Annotated in this window: 15 protein-coding genes and 2 pseudogenes; 9 read left to right on the plus strand and 8 right to left on the minus strand. The window is 68.9% G+C overall.

The features are described 5' to 3' along the window. Positions 1–8 precede the first annotated feature (8 nt). Both AC2W7K_RS10025 and AC2W7K_RS10030 read left to right on the plus strand, forming a co-directional pair. A complete protein-coding gene (locus tag AC2W7K_RS10025) occupies positions 9–1,409 on the plus strand; it encodes a metal-dependent hydrolase family protein (protein WP_198498355.1) in 1,401 nt (466 codons plus the stop codon). A gap of 112 nt (positions 1,410–1,521) precedes the next feature. Then, the gene (locus AC2W7K_RS10030; RefSeq protein ID WP_198498356.1) at positions 1,522–2,712 is read left to right on the plus strand and encodes a M20 metallopeptidase family protein; all 1,191 of its coding nucleotides are present in this window, start codon (positions 1,522–1,524) and stop codon (positions 2,710–2,712) included. A gap of 43 nt (positions 2,713–2,755) precedes the next feature. Here the strand turns inward: AC2W7K_RS10030 and AC2W7K_RS10035 are convergent, their stop codons facing one another. From AC2W7K_RS10035 to AC2W7K_RS10050, 4 genes and pseudogenes are all read right to left on the minus strand, one after another. Beyond that, on the minus strand, positions 2,756–3,493 hold the full coding sequence (locus AC2W7K_RS10035; protein ID WP_198498357.1) for an MgtC/SapB family protein: 738 nt from the start codon (positions 3,491–3,493) through the stop codon (positions 2,756–2,758). 168 nt (positions 3,494–3,661) lie between these two features. Next, complete coding sequence (locus AC2W7K_RS10040) at positions 3,662–4,240, minus strand: NADPH-dependent FMN reductase (protein WP_198498358.1); 579 nt, start codon at positions 4,238–4,240, stop codon at positions 3,662–3,664. Between the two features lie 220 nt (positions 4,241–4,460). After that, positions 4,461–5,011, minus strand: a pseudogene (locus AC2W7K_RS10045) (DsbA family oxidoreductase); the annotation flags it as partial. Positions 5,012–5,202: 191 nt separating this feature from the next. After that, positions 5,203–6,255, minus strand: coding sequence for an Rv2578c family radical SAM protein (locus AC2W7K_RS10050; protein ID WP_232623545.1), 1,053 nt, complete (start codon positions 6,253–6,255; stop codon positions 5,203–5,205). Positions 6,256–6,623: 368 nt separating this feature from the next. Here AC2W7K_RS10050 and AC2W7K_RS10055 point away from each other — a divergent pair, with 368 nt between their 5' ends. Next, the gene (locus tag AC2W7K_RS10055; protein WP_486006106.1) at positions 6,624–8,111 is read left to right on the plus strand and encodes an NCS1 family nucleobase:cation symporter-1; all 1,488 of its coding nucleotides are present in this window, start codon (positions 6,624–6,626) and stop codon (positions 8,109–8,111) included. A gap of 67 nt (positions 8,112–8,178) precedes the next feature. Next, on the plus strand, positions 8,179–8,967 hold the full coding sequence (locus AC2W7K_RS10060) for an aspartate/glutamate racemase family protein (protein ID WP_198498361.1): 789 nt from the start codon (positions 8,179–8,181) through the stop codon (positions 8,965–8,967). A gap of 7 nt (positions 8,968–8,974) precedes the next feature. Here the strand turns inward: AC2W7K_RS10060 and AC2W7K_RS10065 are convergent, their stop codons facing one another. Both AC2W7K_RS10065 and AC2W7K_RS10070 read right to left on the minus strand, forming a co-directional pair. Then, complete coding sequence (locus AC2W7K_RS10065; protein ID WP_198498362.1) at positions 8,975–9,670, minus strand: GntR family transcriptional regulator; 696 nt, start codon at positions 9,668–9,670, stop codon at positions 8,975–8,977. Positions 9,671–9,763: 93 nt separating this feature from the next. Then, positions 9,764–11,443, minus strand: a complete 1,680-nt coding sequence (locus AC2W7K_RS10070; protein ID WP_198498363.1) for a DUF885 domain-containing protein — start codon at positions 11,441–11,443, stop codon at positions 9,764–9,766. A 161-nt stretch (positions 11,444–11,604) separates the two neighbouring features. Here AC2W7K_RS10070 and AC2W7K_RS10075 point away from each other — a divergent pair, with 161 nt between their 5' ends. The 4 genes and pseudogenes from AC2W7K_RS10075 to AC2W7K_RS10090 all read left to right on the plus strand — a co-directional run bounded on the left by AC2W7K_RS10075 (position 11,605) and on the right by AC2W7K_RS10090 (position 14,586). Then, positions 11,605–12,801 (plus strand): MFS transporter, encoded by a 1,197-nt coding sequence (locus AC2W7K_RS10075; RefSeq protein ID WP_198498364.1) that lies wholly within the window; start codon positions 11,605–11,607, stop codon positions 12,799–12,801. A 60-nt stretch (positions 12,802–12,861) separates the two neighbouring features. Next, positions 12,862–13,659, plus strand: coding sequence for a carbon-nitrogen hydrolase family protein (locus AC2W7K_RS10080; RefSeq protein WP_198498365.1), 798 nt, complete (start codon positions 12,862–12,864; stop codon positions 13,657–13,659). 217 nt (positions 13,660–13,876) lie between these two features. Next, a pseudogene (locus tag AC2W7K_RS10085) lies at positions 13,877–14,035 on the plus strand (hypothetical protein); the annotation flags it as partial. 113 nt (positions 14,036–14,148) lie between these two features. Next, positions 14,149–14,586, plus strand: a complete 438-nt coding sequence (locus AC2W7K_RS10090) for a hypothetical protein (RefSeq protein WP_486006107.1) — start codon at positions 14,149–14,151, stop codon at positions 14,584–14,586. A 121-nt stretch (positions 14,587–14,707) separates the two neighbouring features. Here AC2W7K_RS10090 and AC2W7K_RS10095 read toward each other — a convergent pair whose 3' ends face one another. Beyond that, complete coding sequence (locus AC2W7K_RS10095; protein WP_232623547.1) at positions 14,708–15,049, minus strand: hypothetical protein; 342 nt, start codon at positions 15,047–15,049, stop codon at positions 14,708–14,710. After that, positions 15,046–16,626: an acyl-CoA carboxylase subunit beta gene (locus tag AC2W7K_RS10100; protein ID WP_198498366.1), complete on the minus strand. Its 1,581-nt coding sequence runs from the start codon at positions 16,624–16,626 to the stop codon at positions 15,046–15,048. Before AC2W7K_RS10100 ends, AC2W7K_RS10095 begins: the two co-directional genes overlap by 4 nt. A gap of 67 nt (positions 16,627–16,693) precedes the next feature. Here AC2W7K_RS10100 and AC2W7K_RS10105 point away from each other — a divergent pair, with 67 nt between their 5' ends. After that, positions 16,694–17,707 (plus strand): biotin--[acetyl-CoA-carboxylase] ligase, encoded by a 1,014-nt coding sequence (locus AC2W7K_RS10105; RefSeq protein WP_198498367.1) that lies wholly within the window; start codon positions 16,694–16,696, stop codon positions 17,705–17,707. Positions 17,708–18,144 lie beyond the last annotated feature (437 nt).

The raw sequence follows: 18,144 nt of genomic DNA on the forward strand, positions 1-18,144 counted from the left end.
GGATCACCATGGCCGCGGCCCACCTGCCCGCCACCGTTCCGGGCACCGAGCACCTGCTGCTCACGGGGGCTCGACTCATCGACGGCACCGGACGGGACCCCGTCCTCGACGCCGAGATCGAGATCGACGGCGATCGCATCGTCTACGCGGGACCGGCACGCCGTGAACGGTCCGGACCGCGGGAGTCGGGAGCTGTGCCCGGCGAGCCTGAGCCGCAGCCGATGACCGGAGAACCGGGAACCGCCTCGGCGAGCGTCGGCCCCAGCGCCCATCGTCCCCGCACGGGCGCACGCACGATCGATCTGCGCGGGGCCACCGTTCTGCCCGGTTTCATCGACTGCCACGTCCATCTCGGTCTCTCCATCGAAGACCAGACCGCCGACGCCGACCGCTTCGCCACCGAGCGCACCCTGCGCACCGCCCTCAACGCCCGCCGCACCCTCATGGCAGGAGTGACCACGGCACGCGACCTCGGCGGCATCGACCGCGGGTTCCGCGACGCCATCGGGTACGGCCTCATCCAGGGCCCGCGCCTGCATCTGGCGATCTCCGCCCTCTCACCGACCGGCGGTCACACCGACTTCACGCTGCCCAACGGCCGCGAAGTGCCTATGCACCTGCCCGTCGACCCGATCATCGACACCGACGACGAGGTGCGGCGCACCGTCCGACTCCTCGTCCGCTCCGGTGCCGATGTCATCAAGGTCTGCACGACCGGCGGCGTCTCGAGTCCCTCCGACACTCCCGACGACCTCGGCGTCCCTGAGGAACACGTTCGTCTCATCGTCGCCGAGACCGCCAAACGTGCAGGTCAGCCCGTTGCCGCCCACGCCCAGGGCGCCGCCGGGATCAAGGCGGCGATCCGCGGGGGCGTCCGCTCGGTCGAACACGGCTACGGCATCGACGATGAGGGCATCGACCTCATGCTCACCAGCGGCACATTCCTCGTGCCTACACTCAGCAGCGCACTGCGCGTACCCGACCCCGCCGTCGTGCCCGCGTACCTCTACGAGAAGAAGGTGCGCTGGTCGGCGATCGCCCGCGAACGCGTCGCCGCCGCACTCGCCGCCGGAGTGAAGGTGGCACTCGGCACCGATGCCGGAGTCTGCCCGCACGGTGAGAACCTCCGCGAACCCGTCCACGCCGTCGAACTCGGCCTCACTCCGATGCAGGCGATCGTCGCCGGAACACAGACGGCAGCGCAGCTGCTGCGCCTCGACGACGAGGTCGGCACGATCGAAGCCGGCCGCCTCGCCGACCTCCTCGTCGTCGATGTCGATCCGCTCGCCGACATCACCCCGCTCGCCGATCCCGACAGCATCAGGGTCGTCATGCAGGGCGGGACCGTCGTCAAGGACATCGATGCGCGCCTCACCGACGCCCCCGTCCCGCCGCTGCTCGCACGCTGATCCGCCCGACCGGAAGCATTTGACCCGACCACCCACCGACCCGAGCACCGATCAACCACCGACCCGACCAATCACCGACCAGAGCACCCACCGCGAAAGGAACCACCCCACCATGACGATCGACTTCACCGCCGAGGCCGCCGCGATCGGCGCTGAACTCACCGCCCTCCGCCGGGACCTCCACCGGAATCCGGAACTCGGACTCGATCTGCCCTTCACCCAGCAGCGCATCCTCGACGCGCTCGAGGGCCTGCCGCTCGAGATCACCCTGGGCCGTGAGCTCAGCTCTGTCGTCGCCGTGCTCCGCGGCGGCCGGCCCGGTCCGACGATCCTCCTGCGCGGCGACATGGACGCCCTGCCCGTCGTCGAGGCCACCGGCCTCGACTTCGCCTCGACGAACGGGAACATGCACGCGTGCGGCCACGACCTCCACGTCTCCGGCCTCGTCGGCGCCGCCACACTCCTCGCCGCGCACCAGGACGAGCTCGCCGGCACCGTCGTCTTCATGTTCCAGCCCGGCGAAGAGGGGCAGGGCGGAGCGAAGATCATGATCGACGAGGGCATGTTCGACCTCGCCGGCCAGATGCCCGACGCCGCCTACGCGATCCACGTCGCCCCCGGCGTCCCCGGCACGTTCGTCACCCGCCCCGGCTCGATCATGGCCGGCGCCAACACCTTCCACCTGACAATGCACGGCAAGGGCGGCCACAGCTCCCGACCGCAGGACGCGGTCGATCCCGTCCGTCCCCTCCTCGAGTTCGGGCAGGCGGTGTACTCGATGATCACCGGGTCCTTCAGCGTCTTCGACCCCATCGTCGCCGAGGTGACCCTCCTTGACGCCGGCAGCGCCGTCAACATCATCCCGTCGACGGCGACGCTGGGCATGTCCGTGCGCACCCTGTCCCCGGAGACGACGCAGCGGTTCCCCGAGCTCGCGACCCGCCTGGCCGACTCGATCGCCGCAGCTCACCGATGCACCGCCGAGGTGGTGTGGAACGAGCAGTACCCCGTGACCGTCAACGACGCCGCGGAGGCCGCGTTCACCCTTGAGACGCTCACCGAGACCTTCGGCGCCGACCGCGTCGTCAACGCCCCCGACCCCGTCATGGGCTCCGAGGACTTCTCCTACGTCCTCGAGGAGGTTCCCGGCGCGTTCGTCTTCCTCTTCGTCACCCCCGAGGGCGTCGACCCCGACACCGCGGCGGTCAACCACTCACCAGAGGTCCTCTTCGACGACCGACACCTCGCCGATCAGGCCGCCGCTCTGGCCACCCTGGCCTGGAAGCGGTCGCAGCGCGGCTGAGGGGTCAGGCCGAGGAAGCAGGCTGAAGGGTCAGGCTGCGGCCTCAGACGGTGTCGCCGTCGGCATCGACGGAGTGGACGCGGTCCTCGCGCAGGGCCACCTTGTCGACCCCGTCGAGCTCCATGAGCAGCGGAACGAGGTGGTCGAGGGGGCGCTTGCCCTCGAACTTCACGTCGATGCGCACCATCTTCGCACCGTCTTCGGCCTCGAAGCGCTGGGAATCGAGGATCGTGTTCGAGAAGCCCATCGTGCTCGCCACCCCGAGGATCTCCCGCAGCACCCCGCCGCCGTCGCGGTAGACGATGCGCAGCAGTTTGCCGCGGTTGCGGTCGGGGATCCTGCGGATGAGCGGGGCGACGACGAAGAGCGTGAGCAGGTGCAGGCCGGTGAGCATCGTGGCCAGGGCGAGCATTCCCGCCCCGCACGCCATGCCGACGGCGGCGCACACCCAGATCGAGGCTGCGGTGGTCAGCCCGCGCACCATGTTCCGGCCCTTGAAGATCACTCCGGCGCCGAGGAAGCCGATGCCGGAGACGATCTGGGCTGCGATCCGCGAAGGGTCGAGCTGGACGTCGCTGTCGAGGACCCCGGCGAACCCGTAGGCGGAGACGAGGGTGAACGCGCACGTGCCGATCCCGACGAGGACGTGCGTGCGATAGCCGGCGCTCTTCTGCCGGAACTGCCGTTCGAAGCCGATGAGCGAGCAGAGCACGAAGCTCGCCAACAGCAGGGTGCCCTCGAGGAGGATGTTCGAACCGAAGATGTCGCCGAATGAGCCCATAGTCGCTCACCTTAGTCCGGTTGCCCCGTCGAGAGCACGGTTCCGGTCATCGCCGGGTGGGACAGCCGGGACAAGACGAGTGGGACAGCCGGGACACGGAGAACTCCGCGGATGATGTCATCCGCGGAGTTCGAAGAGGAAGGCTGGCCGGGCCGGAGCCCGGAGCGATCAGGACTGGGGGACGAGGCTGCGATCGAGCGCCCGCGCCGCGGTGCGGAGCTCATCGGCGTAGCCGGCGACGACCTCCTCGGCGTCGGTGAGTCGCCAGTCCGGGCCGTAGGAGTCGCGCGGCAGAGTGATCTCGACGTTGTCGCCGACGAGGTCGAGACCGATGAACTCGAGCACGGCACGCAGCTGCGCGCCGGACATCCCACCGCCGTGGCCGCCGTAGCTGATGATGAGCGACGGCTTGTCCTTCCACTCGGCGAAGAGGTAGTCGATGGCGTTCTTCAGCGACGCCGGGTAGCCGGCGTTGTACTGCGGGGTGACGAAGACGACCGCGTCGGACTCGTCGATGATCCGCGCCCATTCCTTCGTGTGCGCATTCTGGTAGTCGCCGAGCGCCGGCATCCGCGGCTCGTCGAGCAGCGGCAGGTCAAGATCGGCGAGGTCGATGATCTCGGTGCGCGCATCGGCGGCATCGGAGATGATCTCGGCGACGGCGGAGGCGATCTGGTCGCCGACGCGCACCGGTCGGACGCTGCCGACGATGATGCGGATGAGCGGGGTGGACGGGGTCTCAGTCATGGGTGGTGGTCCTTTCGACGTCTGTGGAGGTGATGGGGATGGAGCTGTGTCAGTTGCAGCCCTCGGGGCCGCAGACGGCACCCTCGGGGTAGTCGTCGGCGCCGTCGGTGCCGGTGCCGGTGAGCACGGTGAGCTTCCGGCTCTCGTCCCACGCGGTCTCGAGCGCCTGGGTGAAGACCGGCGGCTTCTGCGCGCCGGAGATTCCGTATTTGCGGTCGATGACGAAGAACGGCACCCCATTGGCGCCGAGCATCCGGGCCTGAGCGACATCGGCCTCGACAGCGTCGGTGTACGCGTCGGATTCGAGGACCCGACGGGTCTCGGCGGGATCGAGCCCGAGCGACTCACCCACCTCGGCGAGGTAGTCGATGCTTCCGATGTCACGACCGGACTCGAAATGCCCGGACATCAGCGCCTCCTCGGCGGCCGCCATGACACCGTGGCTCTTGGCGAAGTGGAGGAAGCGGTGGGCGGTGAAGCTGTTCGCGACGACGACGGAATCGAAGTCGTAGTTGAGGCCCTCGCGCGCCGCCTGCTCGCTCACCTGGGCGAACATCTGCCGCACCTGTTCGGCGGGCATGCCCTTCGACCGGCTGAGGTAATTCGCTTCCGACTCCTCGACATGGGCGGGAAGGGTGGGATCGAGCTGGAAGCTGCGCCACTCGACCTCCACGTCATCCTTGTGCGGGAAACCTCGAGCGCGGTTTCGAAGCGACGTTTGCCGATGTAGCACCACGGACAGGCGATGTCCGACCAGATCTCAATTTTCATACACTTTTCAACTACCTGCCCATGGAGGTTATTCCCGCCGCGGGGCCGGGTGCGACCGTCGTCACATTCGACCCGGAGGCGCGACCCGCCGAGGTGTTTGTCTCGACCTGGAGGACCCGACCGTCGCGGACGATGGGGAGGCGACGCCGTCAGAACAGTGCCGTCACAGCAGCGGCGTCAGAACAGTGCTGTCAGAACAGTGCCGCCTGGGGATCGAGCAGGGCGGACTCGGCAGCGGCGTTCGGTGACGATTGCCCGCCGCCGGTGGTGCCGCGCCGGGTCCACCGCTTCGTCGCGGGATAGTCGTCGTCGCTGGTCCCGCGCAGCTCGTAGCGGTCGATGAGCGGATTGATCCGCGCCGCCAACCAGGTCCGGTACTCCTTCGAGGCATACGCCGAGTTCGCATACATGCGCCGGTAGCGGGGGAGAAGCTCGGGGTGCTCGCGGTCGAGCCAGGCGAAGAACCACTCGCGAGCGCCCGGGCGCAGGTGAAGGGCGCCGTAGACGACCCTGCTCGCACCGGCGTCCCTGATCGCCGCGAGCGCCGTTTCGAGATGCTCGCGCGAATCGGTGAGCTTGGGCAGCACCGGCATGATGAACACGGTGACTCGGAAGCCCAGTTCGGCAGCCGCGCGCACCGTCGCCAACCGCGCCGCGGTCGTCGGCGTCCCGGGTTCGATCGCCTGCTGGAGCTCGTCGTCGTACACGGCGATCGACATGCTGATCTCGACGGGCACGTCGCGGGCGGCCTCGGCGAGCAGCGGGAGGTCGCGACGCAGCAGGGTGCCCTTCGTGAGGATCGACAGCGGTGTGCCGTGTTCGGCGAGGGCGGTGATGATCCCGGGCATGAGGCGGTAGCGGCCCTCGGCTCGCTGATAGGGGTCGGTGTTCGTCCCGAGGGCGACGAGGTCGCGTGACCAGCGGGGCTTGGCGACCTCCGCGGCGAGCACCTCCGGAGTGTTGACCTTGACGATGACCTGCCGGTCGAAGTCGCCGCCGGAGTCGAGGTCGAGATACCGGTGGGTGCTCCGGGCGAAGCAGTAGACGCACGCGTGGGAGCAGCCCCGATACGGGTTGATCGTCCACGAGAACGGCATCGCACTCGATTGCGGGACACGGTTGAGCGCGGACTTCGCGAGGACCTCGTGGAACGTCATCCCCGCGAACTCCGGGGCGCGCACGGTGCGGATGAGCCCGGTGACTCCGAAGAGCCCGGCTGTCGGTTCCGTGTCATTCCATCTCACACCGGCATTCGAACACGTGTTCGAGTCGAAGTCAAGGGCGGCCCGTGCGCCGGCCGTGACCGCCGACGGTGATCCGATTAAATGGTATGCCAAATATTCCACTACCGAGCGCCGCCGATCCGCCGGCATCATCCCAGGTCCGGCAGTCTGACTCGCGCACACCAGGCGTTGTCACTGCTGGACTGACGGCGATGACCCCATTGCGGAATCACTGTGACCCAGGTTACGCTCACGAGGTCAGCTCTCACCGCCGCGACGCCGGGAAGAACGACTTTGGTATTCCAGCGCCGCGCCCGTCTGATTCGAGAACTCCCATGGCCCACACCGTGACGTCCGACCAGTCCGTGCCCGACCCGCAGTCGAGCACCATGCCGCACCGGCTCGGACCGAGCCCGGAACAGCTCGCCGCGCACCGGATCAGCCCGCGCTTCTACAACGCCGATCTCGCGCCGAGCAGGAAGGAGGGCCGCAGCTGGACGGCGTACAGCGTCTTCTCGCTCTGGGCCAACGACGTCCACTCGCTCGGCAACTACGGGTTCGCCCTCGGCCTCTTCGCCCTCGGCCTCGGCGCGTGGCAGATCCTCGTCGCCCTCCTCGTCGGTGCGGCCCTGCTCTTCGTCCTCCTCACCCTCTCAGGGTTCATGGGTCACAAGACCGGCGTTCCCTATCCGGTGATGTGCCGCATCGCCTTCGGCATCCACGGGGCCCAGCTGGCCGCCTCGGTGCGGGGGATCGTCGCGATCGCCTGGTTCGGGATCCAGACCTACCTCGCCGCGAACGTCCTCAACGTCCTCCCCATCACCCTCATCCCCGGCCTCCAGGCGTGGACTGAGGTCGAGTTCCTCGGACTGAGCGGCCTCGGCTGGTTCTCCTTCACCCTGCTGTGGATCGTCCAGGTCATCATCGTCAGCTACGGGATGGGAATGATCCGGCGCTACGAGGCGATCGCCGGCCCGATCATCCTCGTCACCTTCCTCGCCCTGGCGATCTGGATGCTCGTCCGCGTCGACTTCCGCATCGCGTGGTCGATCGACGACCCGCTCACCGGGTGGCAGATGTGGACGAACATCCTCGGCGGAGGGGCTCTGTGGGTGGCGATCTACGGCACCTTCGTCCTCAACTTCTCCGACTTCACCCGGTCGGCGAAGAAGAAGGGCTCGATCGTCGTCGGCAACTTCTGGGGCATCCCCATCAACATGCTCGTCTTCGGCCTCGTCGTCATCTCGCTCGCCGGCGCCCAGTACTCGATCGACGGCACGGTCATCAGCTCGCCCGCCGACATCGTCCAGGCCATCGGCAATCCGGTCCTGCTCGCCGCCGCCTCGCTCTCCCTGCTCGTGCTCACGATCGCCGTCAACCTCATGGCGAACTTCGTCGCCCCGACCTACGCCCTGACGAACCTCTTCCCGCGCCATCTCAATTTCCGCCGGGCCGCGATCATCTCCGCGATCATCGGATTCGTCATCCTCCCGTGGAACCTCTACGACTCACCCGTCGTCATCGTCTACTTCCTCGGCGGCCTCGGCGCGCTGCTCGGGCCCCTGTTCGGCGTCATCATGGTCGACTACTGGCTCGTGCGGAAGACGAAGGTCAACGTCCCGCAGCTCTACACCGAGGCCCACGACGGCGAGTACTTCTACCACCACGGCGTCAACTGGCGGGCGATCGGGGCGTTCATCCCCGCCGCGATCCTCTCGCTCATCCTCGCCCTCGTCCCCGCGTTCTCCGGCGTCTCGCAGTTCTCCTGGTTCCTCGGCGCAGGGATCGCCGCGGTCATCTACTTCGTCATCGCCCGCCGGGACTTCACGTTCCGCGAGGTCGACGGCGAGGAGATCGCCGTGCCCACCGCCCACTGAGGCCCGCTCAGACGCTCACTCTGACACGCACCCCGACACCCCTCCGATCCTGCGAAGGACTTCGCCCATGAGAATCCTCGTCGTCAACGTCAACACCACTGCGGCGATGACCGCCGGCATCGCCCGGGCGGCCAGCGAGGCCGCCTCGGCGGGCACCGAGATCATCGGTCTCACGCCGACCTTCGGCGCCGAATCCTGCGAAGGCAACGTCGAGAGCCATCTCGCCGCGCTCGGCGTCATGGATGCCGTGCTCGGCTATGCCGGGGACTACGACGCCGTCATCCAGGCCGGGTACGGCGAGCACGGACGTGAGGGCCTCCAGGAGCTCCTCGACGTCCCCGTCGTCGACATCACCGAGGCGGGGGCGCAGCTGGCGATGATGCTCGGGCGCCGGTACGCCGTCGTCACCACCCTCGACCGCACCGTTCCCCTCATCGAGGACCGCCTGCTGCTCGCCGGACTCGACCGGCACTGCACGTCCGTGCGGGCGTCGGGGATGCCCGTGCTCGACCTCGAGGCCCATCCCGATCGGGCAGTGGCCGCGATCGCCGAGGCGGCCGCCGAGGCCGTCGAGACCGATCGTGCCGAGGTCATCGTCCTCGGCTGCGGCGGGATGGCCGACCTCACCGAGACGATCGTCGGCCGCTGCGCGGTGCCCGTCGTCGACGGCGTGGCCGCCGCGGTCAGGCTCGCCGAGGCGCTCGTCGGCTTGGGGCTGACGACGTCGAAGGTGCGCACGTACGCCCCGGCCCGCCCGAAGCGCCTCGACGGCTGGCCCTTCGCCGCGGCAGCGGGAGCGTCCCCGTCGGACCCGCAGACCGTGACGCGGCACGACCCCGTCACCCGGGCCTCCTGAGGCCCGGTCAGTCCGAATCCGCGGCCCCGCCGGGGTCGGAGATCTCCTGCGGTTCGTGCGCGAGACGTTCGCGGTGCTTGTCGTGCTGCTGCCGGCTCGTGTCGAGATGGTGGGCGGCCAGCGCGCGCACCCGTTCGAGGTCGCGGTGGGCGATGGCATCGAAGAGCTCGGCATGCTCAGCTGCGACGACGTCGAGCTCGTCATGCTGGCTCAGCTGCCACCGCATCCGCGAATCGAGGAGCTCGCCGACCTCGACGAGGAGCCGGTTGCCCGAGAGCTCGGTGACGATGGCGTGGAAGTCCGCGGCGGACCGATGCGCCCCCACGGCGTCTCCGGCCTCGGCCTGGCGGCGACCGGCCGTCATCGTCGCCTCGAGCCGCTCCAGCCCCTCGCGGGTGTGACGCTGAGCGGCGAGTTCGAAGGAGAGGAGATCGAAGGCCTGCCGCACCTCGGCGAGGTCGGCGACATCGCTGGGAGAGAACTCGCGCACCGTCGCCCACGTGTTCGGCCGGTGCGTCACGAGCCCTTCGGACGCGAGCTGCTTGAGCGCCTCCCGGATCGGGACCCGGCTCACCCCGAGCTCGGAGGCGAGGTTGCGTTCGACGAGGCGGCTGCCCGGCGCCCGCTGACCGTCGATGATCTCACCGCGCAGCACCTCGGTGACCCGCAGCGTCTCCGACCGGGGGGTGTCGTTGTTCTTCACGCGCTCATTCTCTCACTTCGCGGGGCACGGACACGGGTGCCCACCGTCGCGCGGACGGTGGGCACCCGATGCCGGACAGGCGGGGCCGTGACCTCAGCGCCGCATCGCCCGGCCGAGGGTGTCGAGACCGACGGATCCGAGACCCAGCGCCTTCGAATGGAAGGCCTTGAGGTCGAAGTCCTCGCCCGCCTCGGCGGCCGCCTCGTCGCGGAACTGCTCCCACAGGCGCTGGCCGATCTTGTAGCTCGGCGCCTGCCCCGGCCAGCCGAGGTAGCGGTCGAGTTCGAACGCGAGGAAGCTGCGGTCCATCGCGACGTTGTCGGTGAGGAACTGCCAGGCCTTCTCCCGATCCCACGTGCCCCCGCCGAGGCTCTCGGGGGCCTCGAGACCGAGGTGGAAGCCGATGTCGAGGACGACGCGGGCCGCCCGCAGACGCTGCGAGTCGAGCATCCCGAGGTAGTCGGCCGGGTCGTCGAGGTAGCCGAGGTCGGCCATGAGCTTCTCCGCGTAGAGCGCCCAGCCCTCGCCGTGCCCGGAGACCCAGCACATGAGCCGGCGCCAGCGGTTGAGGGTGTCGGAGACGTACGTCGCCTGCCCCACCTGGAGGTGATGACCGGGCACTCCCTCGTGGTAGACGGTCGTCTTCTCCTGCCACGTCGCGAACTCGGTGACCCCCTCGGGCACCGACCACCACATCCGTCCCGGCCGCGAGAAGTCGTCGGTCGGGCCCGTGTAGTAGATCCCGCCGGTCGACGAGGGCGCGATCATGCACTCGATCGTGCGCACGGGTTCGGGGATGTCGAAGTGGGTCTTCCCGAGTTCGGCGATCGCCTCGTCGGCGACTCCCTGCATCCACTCGCGCAGGGCCTCCTTGCCGACGAGCATCCGCTCGGGGTCCTTGTCGAGGGCCTTCATGACGTCGAAGAGGTCGACGCCGGGCATGATCTGCTCGGCGACGCGCCGCTGCTCGGCGTCGATGCGCTCGAGTTCGGCCAGACCCCACGCATACGTCTCGTCGAAGTCGATCTCGGCGCCGAGGAAGTCCCGCGAATGCAGGGCGTACGCGGCCCGGCCGGCCGCCTCGTTCTCCGGGGCGACCGGGAGGAGCTCGGAGGCGAGGAAATCGGCGAGTCCGGCGAATGCGGTGCGGGCCGCTTCGGCGTGGGAGGCCAGATCATCGCGCAGGGTCTGGGGCACCTCGGCGACGTCGTCGGCCCCGGCGATGACGGTGAGATACGGGGACTCGTCCCCGGCGATCGCCTGCACCTGGTCGATGACCTTCTCGATCTGGATGCGCGCGGCGACCTGCCCGCGGTCCTTGGCCAGAGCCAGCGACTCCTCGTACCCGGTCACCGAGGCCGGAATCGCCGCGAGCGTCTCGTCGACGGTCTCCCAGTCGGCGACGGTGGCCGTGGGCATGAGGTCGAAGATGTCGCGCATGTCCTGGACGGGGGAGGCGATGACATTGAGGCTGGCATGTATGAAGCCGGCGTCGTAGAGGTCCCGGTCGACGCCGAGGCGGTCGCGCATCGCGTCGATCGTCACCCGATCGATGTCGTCGAGGTCGGCGCTCGCCTCGACCTCGTCGAGCTTGGCCAGCGTCTCGACGGTGAGCTCGTGGTGGGCGGCGAGCCCGGCGGGGGAGAAGTCGTCGAAGCCTTTCGCCCCGTCGATCCCCAGGTAGAGGGCGAGCGAGGGGGAGAGGGCGAGGGAGCGATCGACGTACTCTTCGGCGACGGCGTCAACGGCCGACGGGGTTCTCTTCTCAGTCATGACCTCACCATATATGAGGCCGGACACACCCCGTGACCGGGCCGACAGCCTATGAGGAGAGGCACACGGCCACGGGCTGGAATGCGCCGTCTGGGAATTCGCTGAAGCTATACCCTGGTTGAGCCCGACCGCCGGACAACCGTGAATCGAGAGAAGAGAACGTGGCAAGAGCACAGCTGTGGACCAAGGACTTCATCGTGGGCATCGGCCTCAATCTCACGATGTCCATGGTCTTCTACCTGCTCATGACCTCGATGGCCGGATACGCGGTCGCGCGCTTCTCCGCCGGTCAGGCCGCAGCCGGCTTCGCCTCTTCGAGCTTCATCGTCGGCGCCGTCGTCGCCCGCATCCTCACCGGCAAGTACCTCGACTTCATCGGCCGCCGCACCCTGCTCGTCATCTCGATGGCCGTCTTCGTCCTCGCCTCCCTCGCCTACATCGCCGCCGACACCCTCACCCTCCTCATCGTCATCCGCCTCATTCACGGCATCGCCTTCGGGGCGGGGAACACGGCGATCATGACGGCCATCCAGTCGGTCATCCCGGCCTCGCGGCGCGGCGAGGGCACCGGCTACTTCGGCACCGCGACGACCCTGTCGACGGCGCTCGGGCCCTACCTCGGCGTGCTCCTGCCCGCCGAATTCGACTTCACCGTCCTCTTCATCGCCTCGGCGGTCATGTCGGCCATCTCCCTCGTCCTCTGCTTCTTCCTCGACCTGCCGAAGCAGGAGCTCACTCAGGCCCAGCGGGACACGAAATGGCATCTCCATCCGCGCACGATGGTCGATCGGGACGGACTGCGCATCGGGCTCATCATGCTCATCGCCGGTGTCGCGTTCGCTGCGGCCCTCGTCTTCCTCGCCGGCTACGCCGCCGACAACGGCGTGCCCGGCGCCGCGTCCCTCTTCTTCATCGCCTACGCCGCGGCCTCCCTCGTCGCCCGCCTCTTCATCGGGCGGATCCAGGACGCCTACGGCGACAACGTCGTCATCTACCCCGTGCTCATCCTCAACGCCCTCGGCAACGTCCTCCTCGCGCTGTGGCCGACGACGGCGGGCATCGTCATCGCCGGCATCCTCATCGGCTTCGGCTTCGGCTCCCTCATGCCGAGCGCGCAGACGATCACCGTGAAGTCCGTGCCGATGTCCCGGGTCCCGGTGGCCACGGCCTCGTTCTTCCTCCTCCTCGACGCGGGCTCGGGGATCGGTCCGATCATCCTCGGCGCGCTCATGCCGATCACCGGGGGCAGCGGGATGTTCCTGCTGTGCGCCGGTCTCGTCGTCGTCTCGATGCTCGTCTACCTCGTCGTCCACGGTCGCGGACGCGGTGGCCGGCCGGGACGCGAATTCGTCGGGTGACCTCGGCGGGTGATCCGAGTAGCCTGAGAGCACGTCACCGACTGCCCACGGAGGATGAGGATGAAGCTCGGACTCGCCCAGATCAACACGACCACCGATGTCGCCGGCAACCTCGAGAAGGTGCGCGACTACACGGGTCGGGCCGCTGCCGCCGGTGCCGAGGTCGTCATCTTCCCCGAGGCGACGATGTCGGCGTTCGGGTCGGGTCTGCGGGAGATCGCCGAACGCGAATCCGAGGGGTGGCGCGAGGCGCTCACCCTGCTCGCCGCCGACACCGACACGGCGATCGTCGTCGGGGAGTTCGCAGTCTCCGCCGGCAAGGTCGTCAACCTCCTCGCCGTCTACGCCCCGGACGGGACGCGCACCGAGTACGCGAAGATCCACCTCTACGACGCGTTCGGGTTCAAGGAGTCCGACACCGTCGAGGCAGGCGAGGACCCGGCGCTCGTCGCCCTGAGCGGAGAGGACGTCGGCATCGCCATCTGCTACGACATCCGCTTCCCCAAGCTCTTCGCCGAACTCAGCCGCCGAGGCGCGCGGCTGGCCATCGTCTCCGCATCGTGGGGTGCGGGGCCGGGGAAGGTCGAGCAGTGGGAGCTGCTGGCCCGGGCGCGGGCGGTCGACTCGAACATGTTCGTCGTCGCCGTCGGACAGGCCGATCCGCAGGTCAGCGGCGTGGCCGTGCCCCCGAAAGGACCGACGGGAGTCGGGCACAGTCTCGTGTCCGATCCGTTCGGGCACGTCATCGTCGCCCTCGGCGGCCAGGAGGCCCTCGAGATCGTCGACCTCGACCTCGGACTCGCCGATGAGGCCGCCGAGGCGCTGCCCGTCCTTGCGAATGCGAAGCTCGGGTACTAGACCCCACCGCGGACCCGCGGACCCGGGTGCGTGTGCAAGCGCCGGCGTGAGACCCGGTCGGCAGTGTGGGACCCGGGTCCTGCGTGAGACCCCGGTGTCCGTGTGAGCCGGGTGCCTGAGGGTGTGCCGCGCGAAGTGGGAGAATGAGGATATGGCGATCACCGACAGCCCTGCGCACGTCGACTCCGGAGAGGACTCCGTCGCCCCGAAGGAGGGGATGTCCCCGCGGGAGGGAGCTACTCCGCAGGAAGGCGCTGCCCCGAAGGAGGGCCTGCGCGAGCGGAAGAAGCGCGAACGCCAGCGCGCACTGCGTCGTGCCGCGATCGAACTGACCTTGGAGAAGGGGTTCTCGACCATCACGATCGAGGACATCTGCGAGCGCTGCGGGGTCTCCCGGCGGACCTTCTTCAACTACTTCGCGAGCAAGGAGGAGGCTCTCCTCGGGCGGGCCGACACGGTCTTCGACGACGAGGACGAACCGCGATCGCCGTGTTCGAAGCCGGGGGACCGACGGGCCGGCTGCTCGAGGACCTCGAGCGGCTGCTCGCCGGCATCGTGCGCACTCGGCTCAGTCACCGGGAGGAGCGCCACCAGTACCATCAGATCCTCAAGCAGGAGCCGGCGCTCATGCAGGCGCAGATGTCGCGGATGGGCGAGAACGAACGCCTCTTCCGCGAGATGATCCAGCGACGGCTCGACAGGGTCGGTGCCGCCGAGGGGTCGGGCTGTGGGCAGAATCCGGGTGCCGTCGGCCGGTGCACGGTCGACGACGGACCGCCGGTCTCACCGAAGGCCGAGGTGCTCGCGGCGCTCGCGATGATGGCAATCAAGGCGACCTTCGTGCGTCTGCGTCGCGTCGAGGGCGATCCGGCGCCGATCATCCACGACCTCTTCGACGAACTGCGCACGATCTTCGACGACGGCTGACGACGCCCTCCGCGCAGAACAGTGACGCCCTCCGCGCCGAACAATCGTGCGGCGCAGAGGGCGGTTATCAGCGAGTGCTCAGTGGCGTCAGACGACAGCGCTCAGCGCCAGGCGGCAGCGCTCAGCGGCCGAGTGGCTGCGTCCACGTCTGCGGGAGACGCCTGCGGACGTTGCGGCGCGGAGCGTTGAAGCCCGCGCGGTCGTGCTTCTTCGTCTCCACCTCGGCGAGGGCTTCGGCCTGGTGAGCGGCATAGGCGAGGGCGACCTGGCGGATCGCGACGACAGCGGCCACCGCGGCGGCACTGGCCATCTCGTCGCTCACCGGCTGGCCGTCGTCGGCGCGCACCTGCGCGCGATCCTCGATCGAGGGCACGCTCGCAGACGCGCCCGCCTGGGCCGTCGCCGCCGGGTCGGCTCCGACCGCCTCGGCGCTCCGGGGATCTGACTGCGCATCCGTGCTCATAGGGGGATGTTACCGTGCTTGCGCGCCGGCGCGTCGACGTGCTTGTTCTTCAGGGCACGCAGTGCGCGGACGATCCGGTTGCGGGTCTCGCTCGGCTTGATGACGGCGTCGATGTAGCCCTCCTCGGCCGCGAGGTACGGGTTGAGCAGGGCGTCCTCGTAGTCCTGGATGAGGTCGGCGCGGAGTGCGTCGACGTCCTCACCAGCTTCCTCGGCGGCCTTGAGCCTGCGGCGGTAGACGATGTTCGCCGCGCCCTGGGCGCCCATGACCGCGATCTGCGCCGACGGCCACGCGAGGTTGATGTCGGCGCCGAGCTGCTTCGACCCCATGACGCAGTACGCGCCGCCGTAGGCCTTGCGGGTGATGAGCGTGATGAGCGGAACCGTCGCCTCGCCGTAGGCGTAGATGAGCTTGGCCCCGCGGCGGATGATGCCGCCGAGCTCCTGGTCGGTGCCCGGGAGGAATCCCGGCACGTCGACGAAGGTGAGGATCGGCAGGTTGAACGCGTCGCAGAGGCGGACGAACCGGGCCGCCTTCTCCGAGGCGTCGATGTCGAGGGTGCCGGCCAGCTGCATGGGCTGGTTGGCGATGACGCCGACGCTCACCCCTTCGACACGGCCGAAGCCGGTGACGACGTTCGGGGCGAAGAGCTCGGAGACCTGGAGGAATTCGCCGTCGTCGAGCACGGTGGTGACGACGTCGAGGATGTCGTAGGGCTGCGAGGGCGAGTCCGGCATGAGGGTGTCGAGCGCCTCGTCCTCAGGCGTGAGCTCGAGGTCGGACTCGAAGACGTCGGCGTCGGCCGGGTCGAGGTTGTTCTGCGGGAGGAAGGAGAGGAGGTCGCGGACGTAGTTGAGGGCGTCCTCCTCGTCGCTGGCGAGGTAGTGGGCGTTGCCGGAGACGGTGTTGTTCGTCCGCCCGCCGCCGAGCTCCTCGTGGCCGACCTCCTCACCGGTGACGGTCTTGATGACGTCGGGACCGGTGATGTACATGTGGCTGGTCTTGTCGACCATGATCGTGACATCGGTGAGGGCGGGGGAGTAGACCGCACCGCCGGCCGAGGGTCCCATGATGAGCGAGATCTGGGGGATGACGCCCGAGGAGGCGACGTTGAGGCGGAAGATCTCGGCGAACAGCGCGATCGATCCCACGCCCTCCTGGATGCGGGCGCCGCCGGAGTCGTTGATGCCGATGATCGGGCAGCCGAGCTTGAGCGCGAGCTTCTGGACCTTGACGATCTTCCGGCCGTTCGCCTCGGCGAGTGACCCGCCGAGCACGGTGAAGTCGTGCGCGAACACGGCCACGGTCTTCCCGTCGATCGTGCCCAGACCGCACACCACGCCGTCGCCGTCGGGACGGTTCTTCTCCATCCCGAACTGGGTGTTGTGGTGCCGGGCGAATTCGTCGATCTCCTGGAACGAGCCCTCGTCGAGGAGCTGGTCGATGCGTTCCCTGGCCGTCTGCTTGCCGCGCTTGTGCTGGTTCTCCACCGACTTCTCGTTGCCGGTGTGGGCCGCCTCGCGACGCGTCAGGAAGGCGTCGATGCGATCGGCGGTGGTGCGTGGAGTTTCCGTCATGCTCCCACCCTATCGAGGGGAGCCGAGTTCATTGTGCACTCCCACCAAAAGAATCTAGAGTGGTCTGGTGACCAGCCAACACGCGCCCTTCCTCGTCGATGTCGAATCGCTCCGCGCCCGTGCGGAGGCCATCGGAATCGACCTTCCGCTCGTCATCTGGGACGAGTCGTGCCCGTCGACGAACGATGCGCTCGCGGCCCTGGTCCACCATCCCGCCGAGGCGACCGCCTCCTCAGGTGTCGTCCGTGGCCTCGCCGGGGACGCCCCCGCTGCGGAGCTGGCGGAGCTGACGATCCTCGGCACCGATTTCCAGAGTGCGGGCCACGGCCGACTCGGGCGCACGTGGACCGTGCCGCCGCGCCGCTCGCTGACGTTCTCGATCCTCCTGGCCCCGACGACGCCCGTGCGCACGTGGGGCTGGATTCCGCTCATCACCGGAGAGGCGGTGCGCGCGGCGATCGCCGAGGCGGGGGTGCCCGCCGTGCTCAAGTGGCCCAACGATGTGCTCACCGCCGAGGGTAGGAAGCTGTGCGGGATCCTCGCCCGCATCGAGACGACGCCGGAGGGTCCGCGCATCGTCCTCGGGATGGGGACGAACACGCGCCTCGAGCCTGCGGACCTGCCGCGGGAGGACGCGAGCTCACTGGCGATCGAGCTCGGCGTCGCGGGTTCAGAGATCGATCATGAACGGTTGCTACTGTCGATTCTCGGCACACTTGTTCCCGGCCTGAGGGAGTTGGCAGAGTATGGAGAGGACTTCGGTCGCAGTCCGTTCGCCGCGAGAGTGCGCGCGGGAATGGTGACGCTGGGCACGCGGGTCAAGGTCGAACGACCCGACGGCAGCTTCCTCGTCGGCGAGGCCACCGGCCTCGACGCGACGGGTGACCTCGTCATCGACGATGCGGTCTCCGTGAGCGCCGGCGACGTCCACCATCTGCGCCCGGCCGCACCGGCCGAGGGGGCCGGTTCGGCGAGCGGGAATGGTTCGGATGGCGGGGCCGGTTCGGACGCAGGGGCCGCGAGTGCCTCGGACAGTGCGGCGAGTGCGACCCCGCCCGACAGTGGGACGACGCAGCGATGACCGGTGACGGCTCGGCTCGTCGGGACCGGACGGGCGGCATCGTCGAACGCGACCCGGAGTCGCGCCCCGTGGTGCGGGCGAGCAGCGGCGCGCACGTGCGCGGGGACGGCCGCGCGGACGGGTCTGTGCCACCCACCGGCACCCGACCTGAGGCCACCGGCACTCGACCCGAGGATGGTTCTGCGCAGGCATCCGGCACCCGACCCAAGGGTGACTCGCACGCCGCTGACCCGTCTCGTCGCCAGGACACGGGCGCTGCTGACAGCCGCGGCACCGCGCCTCCTGCGTCGACCGATCCGAGCCGGCCGACCGGAACCGACCCTGCAGCGGGCGAACCGAGTGCCGCACCGTCTGCGGAACGCGACGCGTCTCTCGACACCGTGAGCGAGGATCGCACACAGACACTGTCGGCTGACGCGCCGTCAGCTGCCGGGACG

This window comes from Brevibacterium sp. LAARM2_SD2 (genome assembly GCF_057364785.1).

Bases quoted from the DNA above. Each gene is read 5' to 3' on its own strand.
- AC2W7K_RS10025 (WP_198498355.1), top strand. From the start codon at position 9: ATGGCCGCGGCCCACCTGCCCGCCACCGTTCCGGGCACCGAGCACCTG.
- AC2W7K_RS10030 (WP_198498356.1), top strand. From the start codon at position 1,522: ATGACGATCGACTTCACCGCCGAGGCCGCCGCGATCGGCGCTGAACTC.
- AC2W7K_RS10040 (WP_198498358.1), bottom strand. From the start codon at position 4,240: ATGACTGAGACCCCGTCCACCCCGCTCATCCGCATCATCGTCGGCAGC.
- AC2W7K_RS10100 (WP_198498366.1), bottom strand. From the start codon at position 16,626: ATGACGGAAACTCCACGCACCACCGCCGATCGCATCGACGCCTTCCTG.
- AC2W7K_RS10035 (WP_198498357.1), bottom strand. From the start codon at position 3,493: ATGGGCTCATTCGGCGACATCTTCGGTTCGAACATCCTCCTCGAGGGC.
- AC2W7K_RS10080 (WP_198498365.1), top strand. From the start codon at position 12,862: ATGAAGCTCGGACTCGCCCAGATCAACACGACCACCGATGTCGCCGGC.
- AC2W7K_RS10055 (WP_486006106.1), top strand. From the start codon at position 6,624: ATGCCGCACCGGCTCGGACCGAGCCCGGAACAGCTCGCCGCGCACCGG.
- AC2W7K_RS10095 (WP_232623547.1), bottom strand. From the start codon at position 15,049: ATGAGCACGGATGCGCAGTCAGATCCCCGGAGCGCCGAGGCGGTCGGA.
- AC2W7K_RS10070 (WP_198498363.1), bottom strand. From the start codon at position 11,443: ATGACTGAGAAGAGAACCCCGTCGGCCGTTGACGCCGTCGCCGAAGAG.
- AC2W7K_RS10060 (WP_198498361.1), top strand. From the start codon at position 8,179: ATGAGAATCCTCGTCGTCAACGTCAACACCACTGCGGCGATGACCGCC.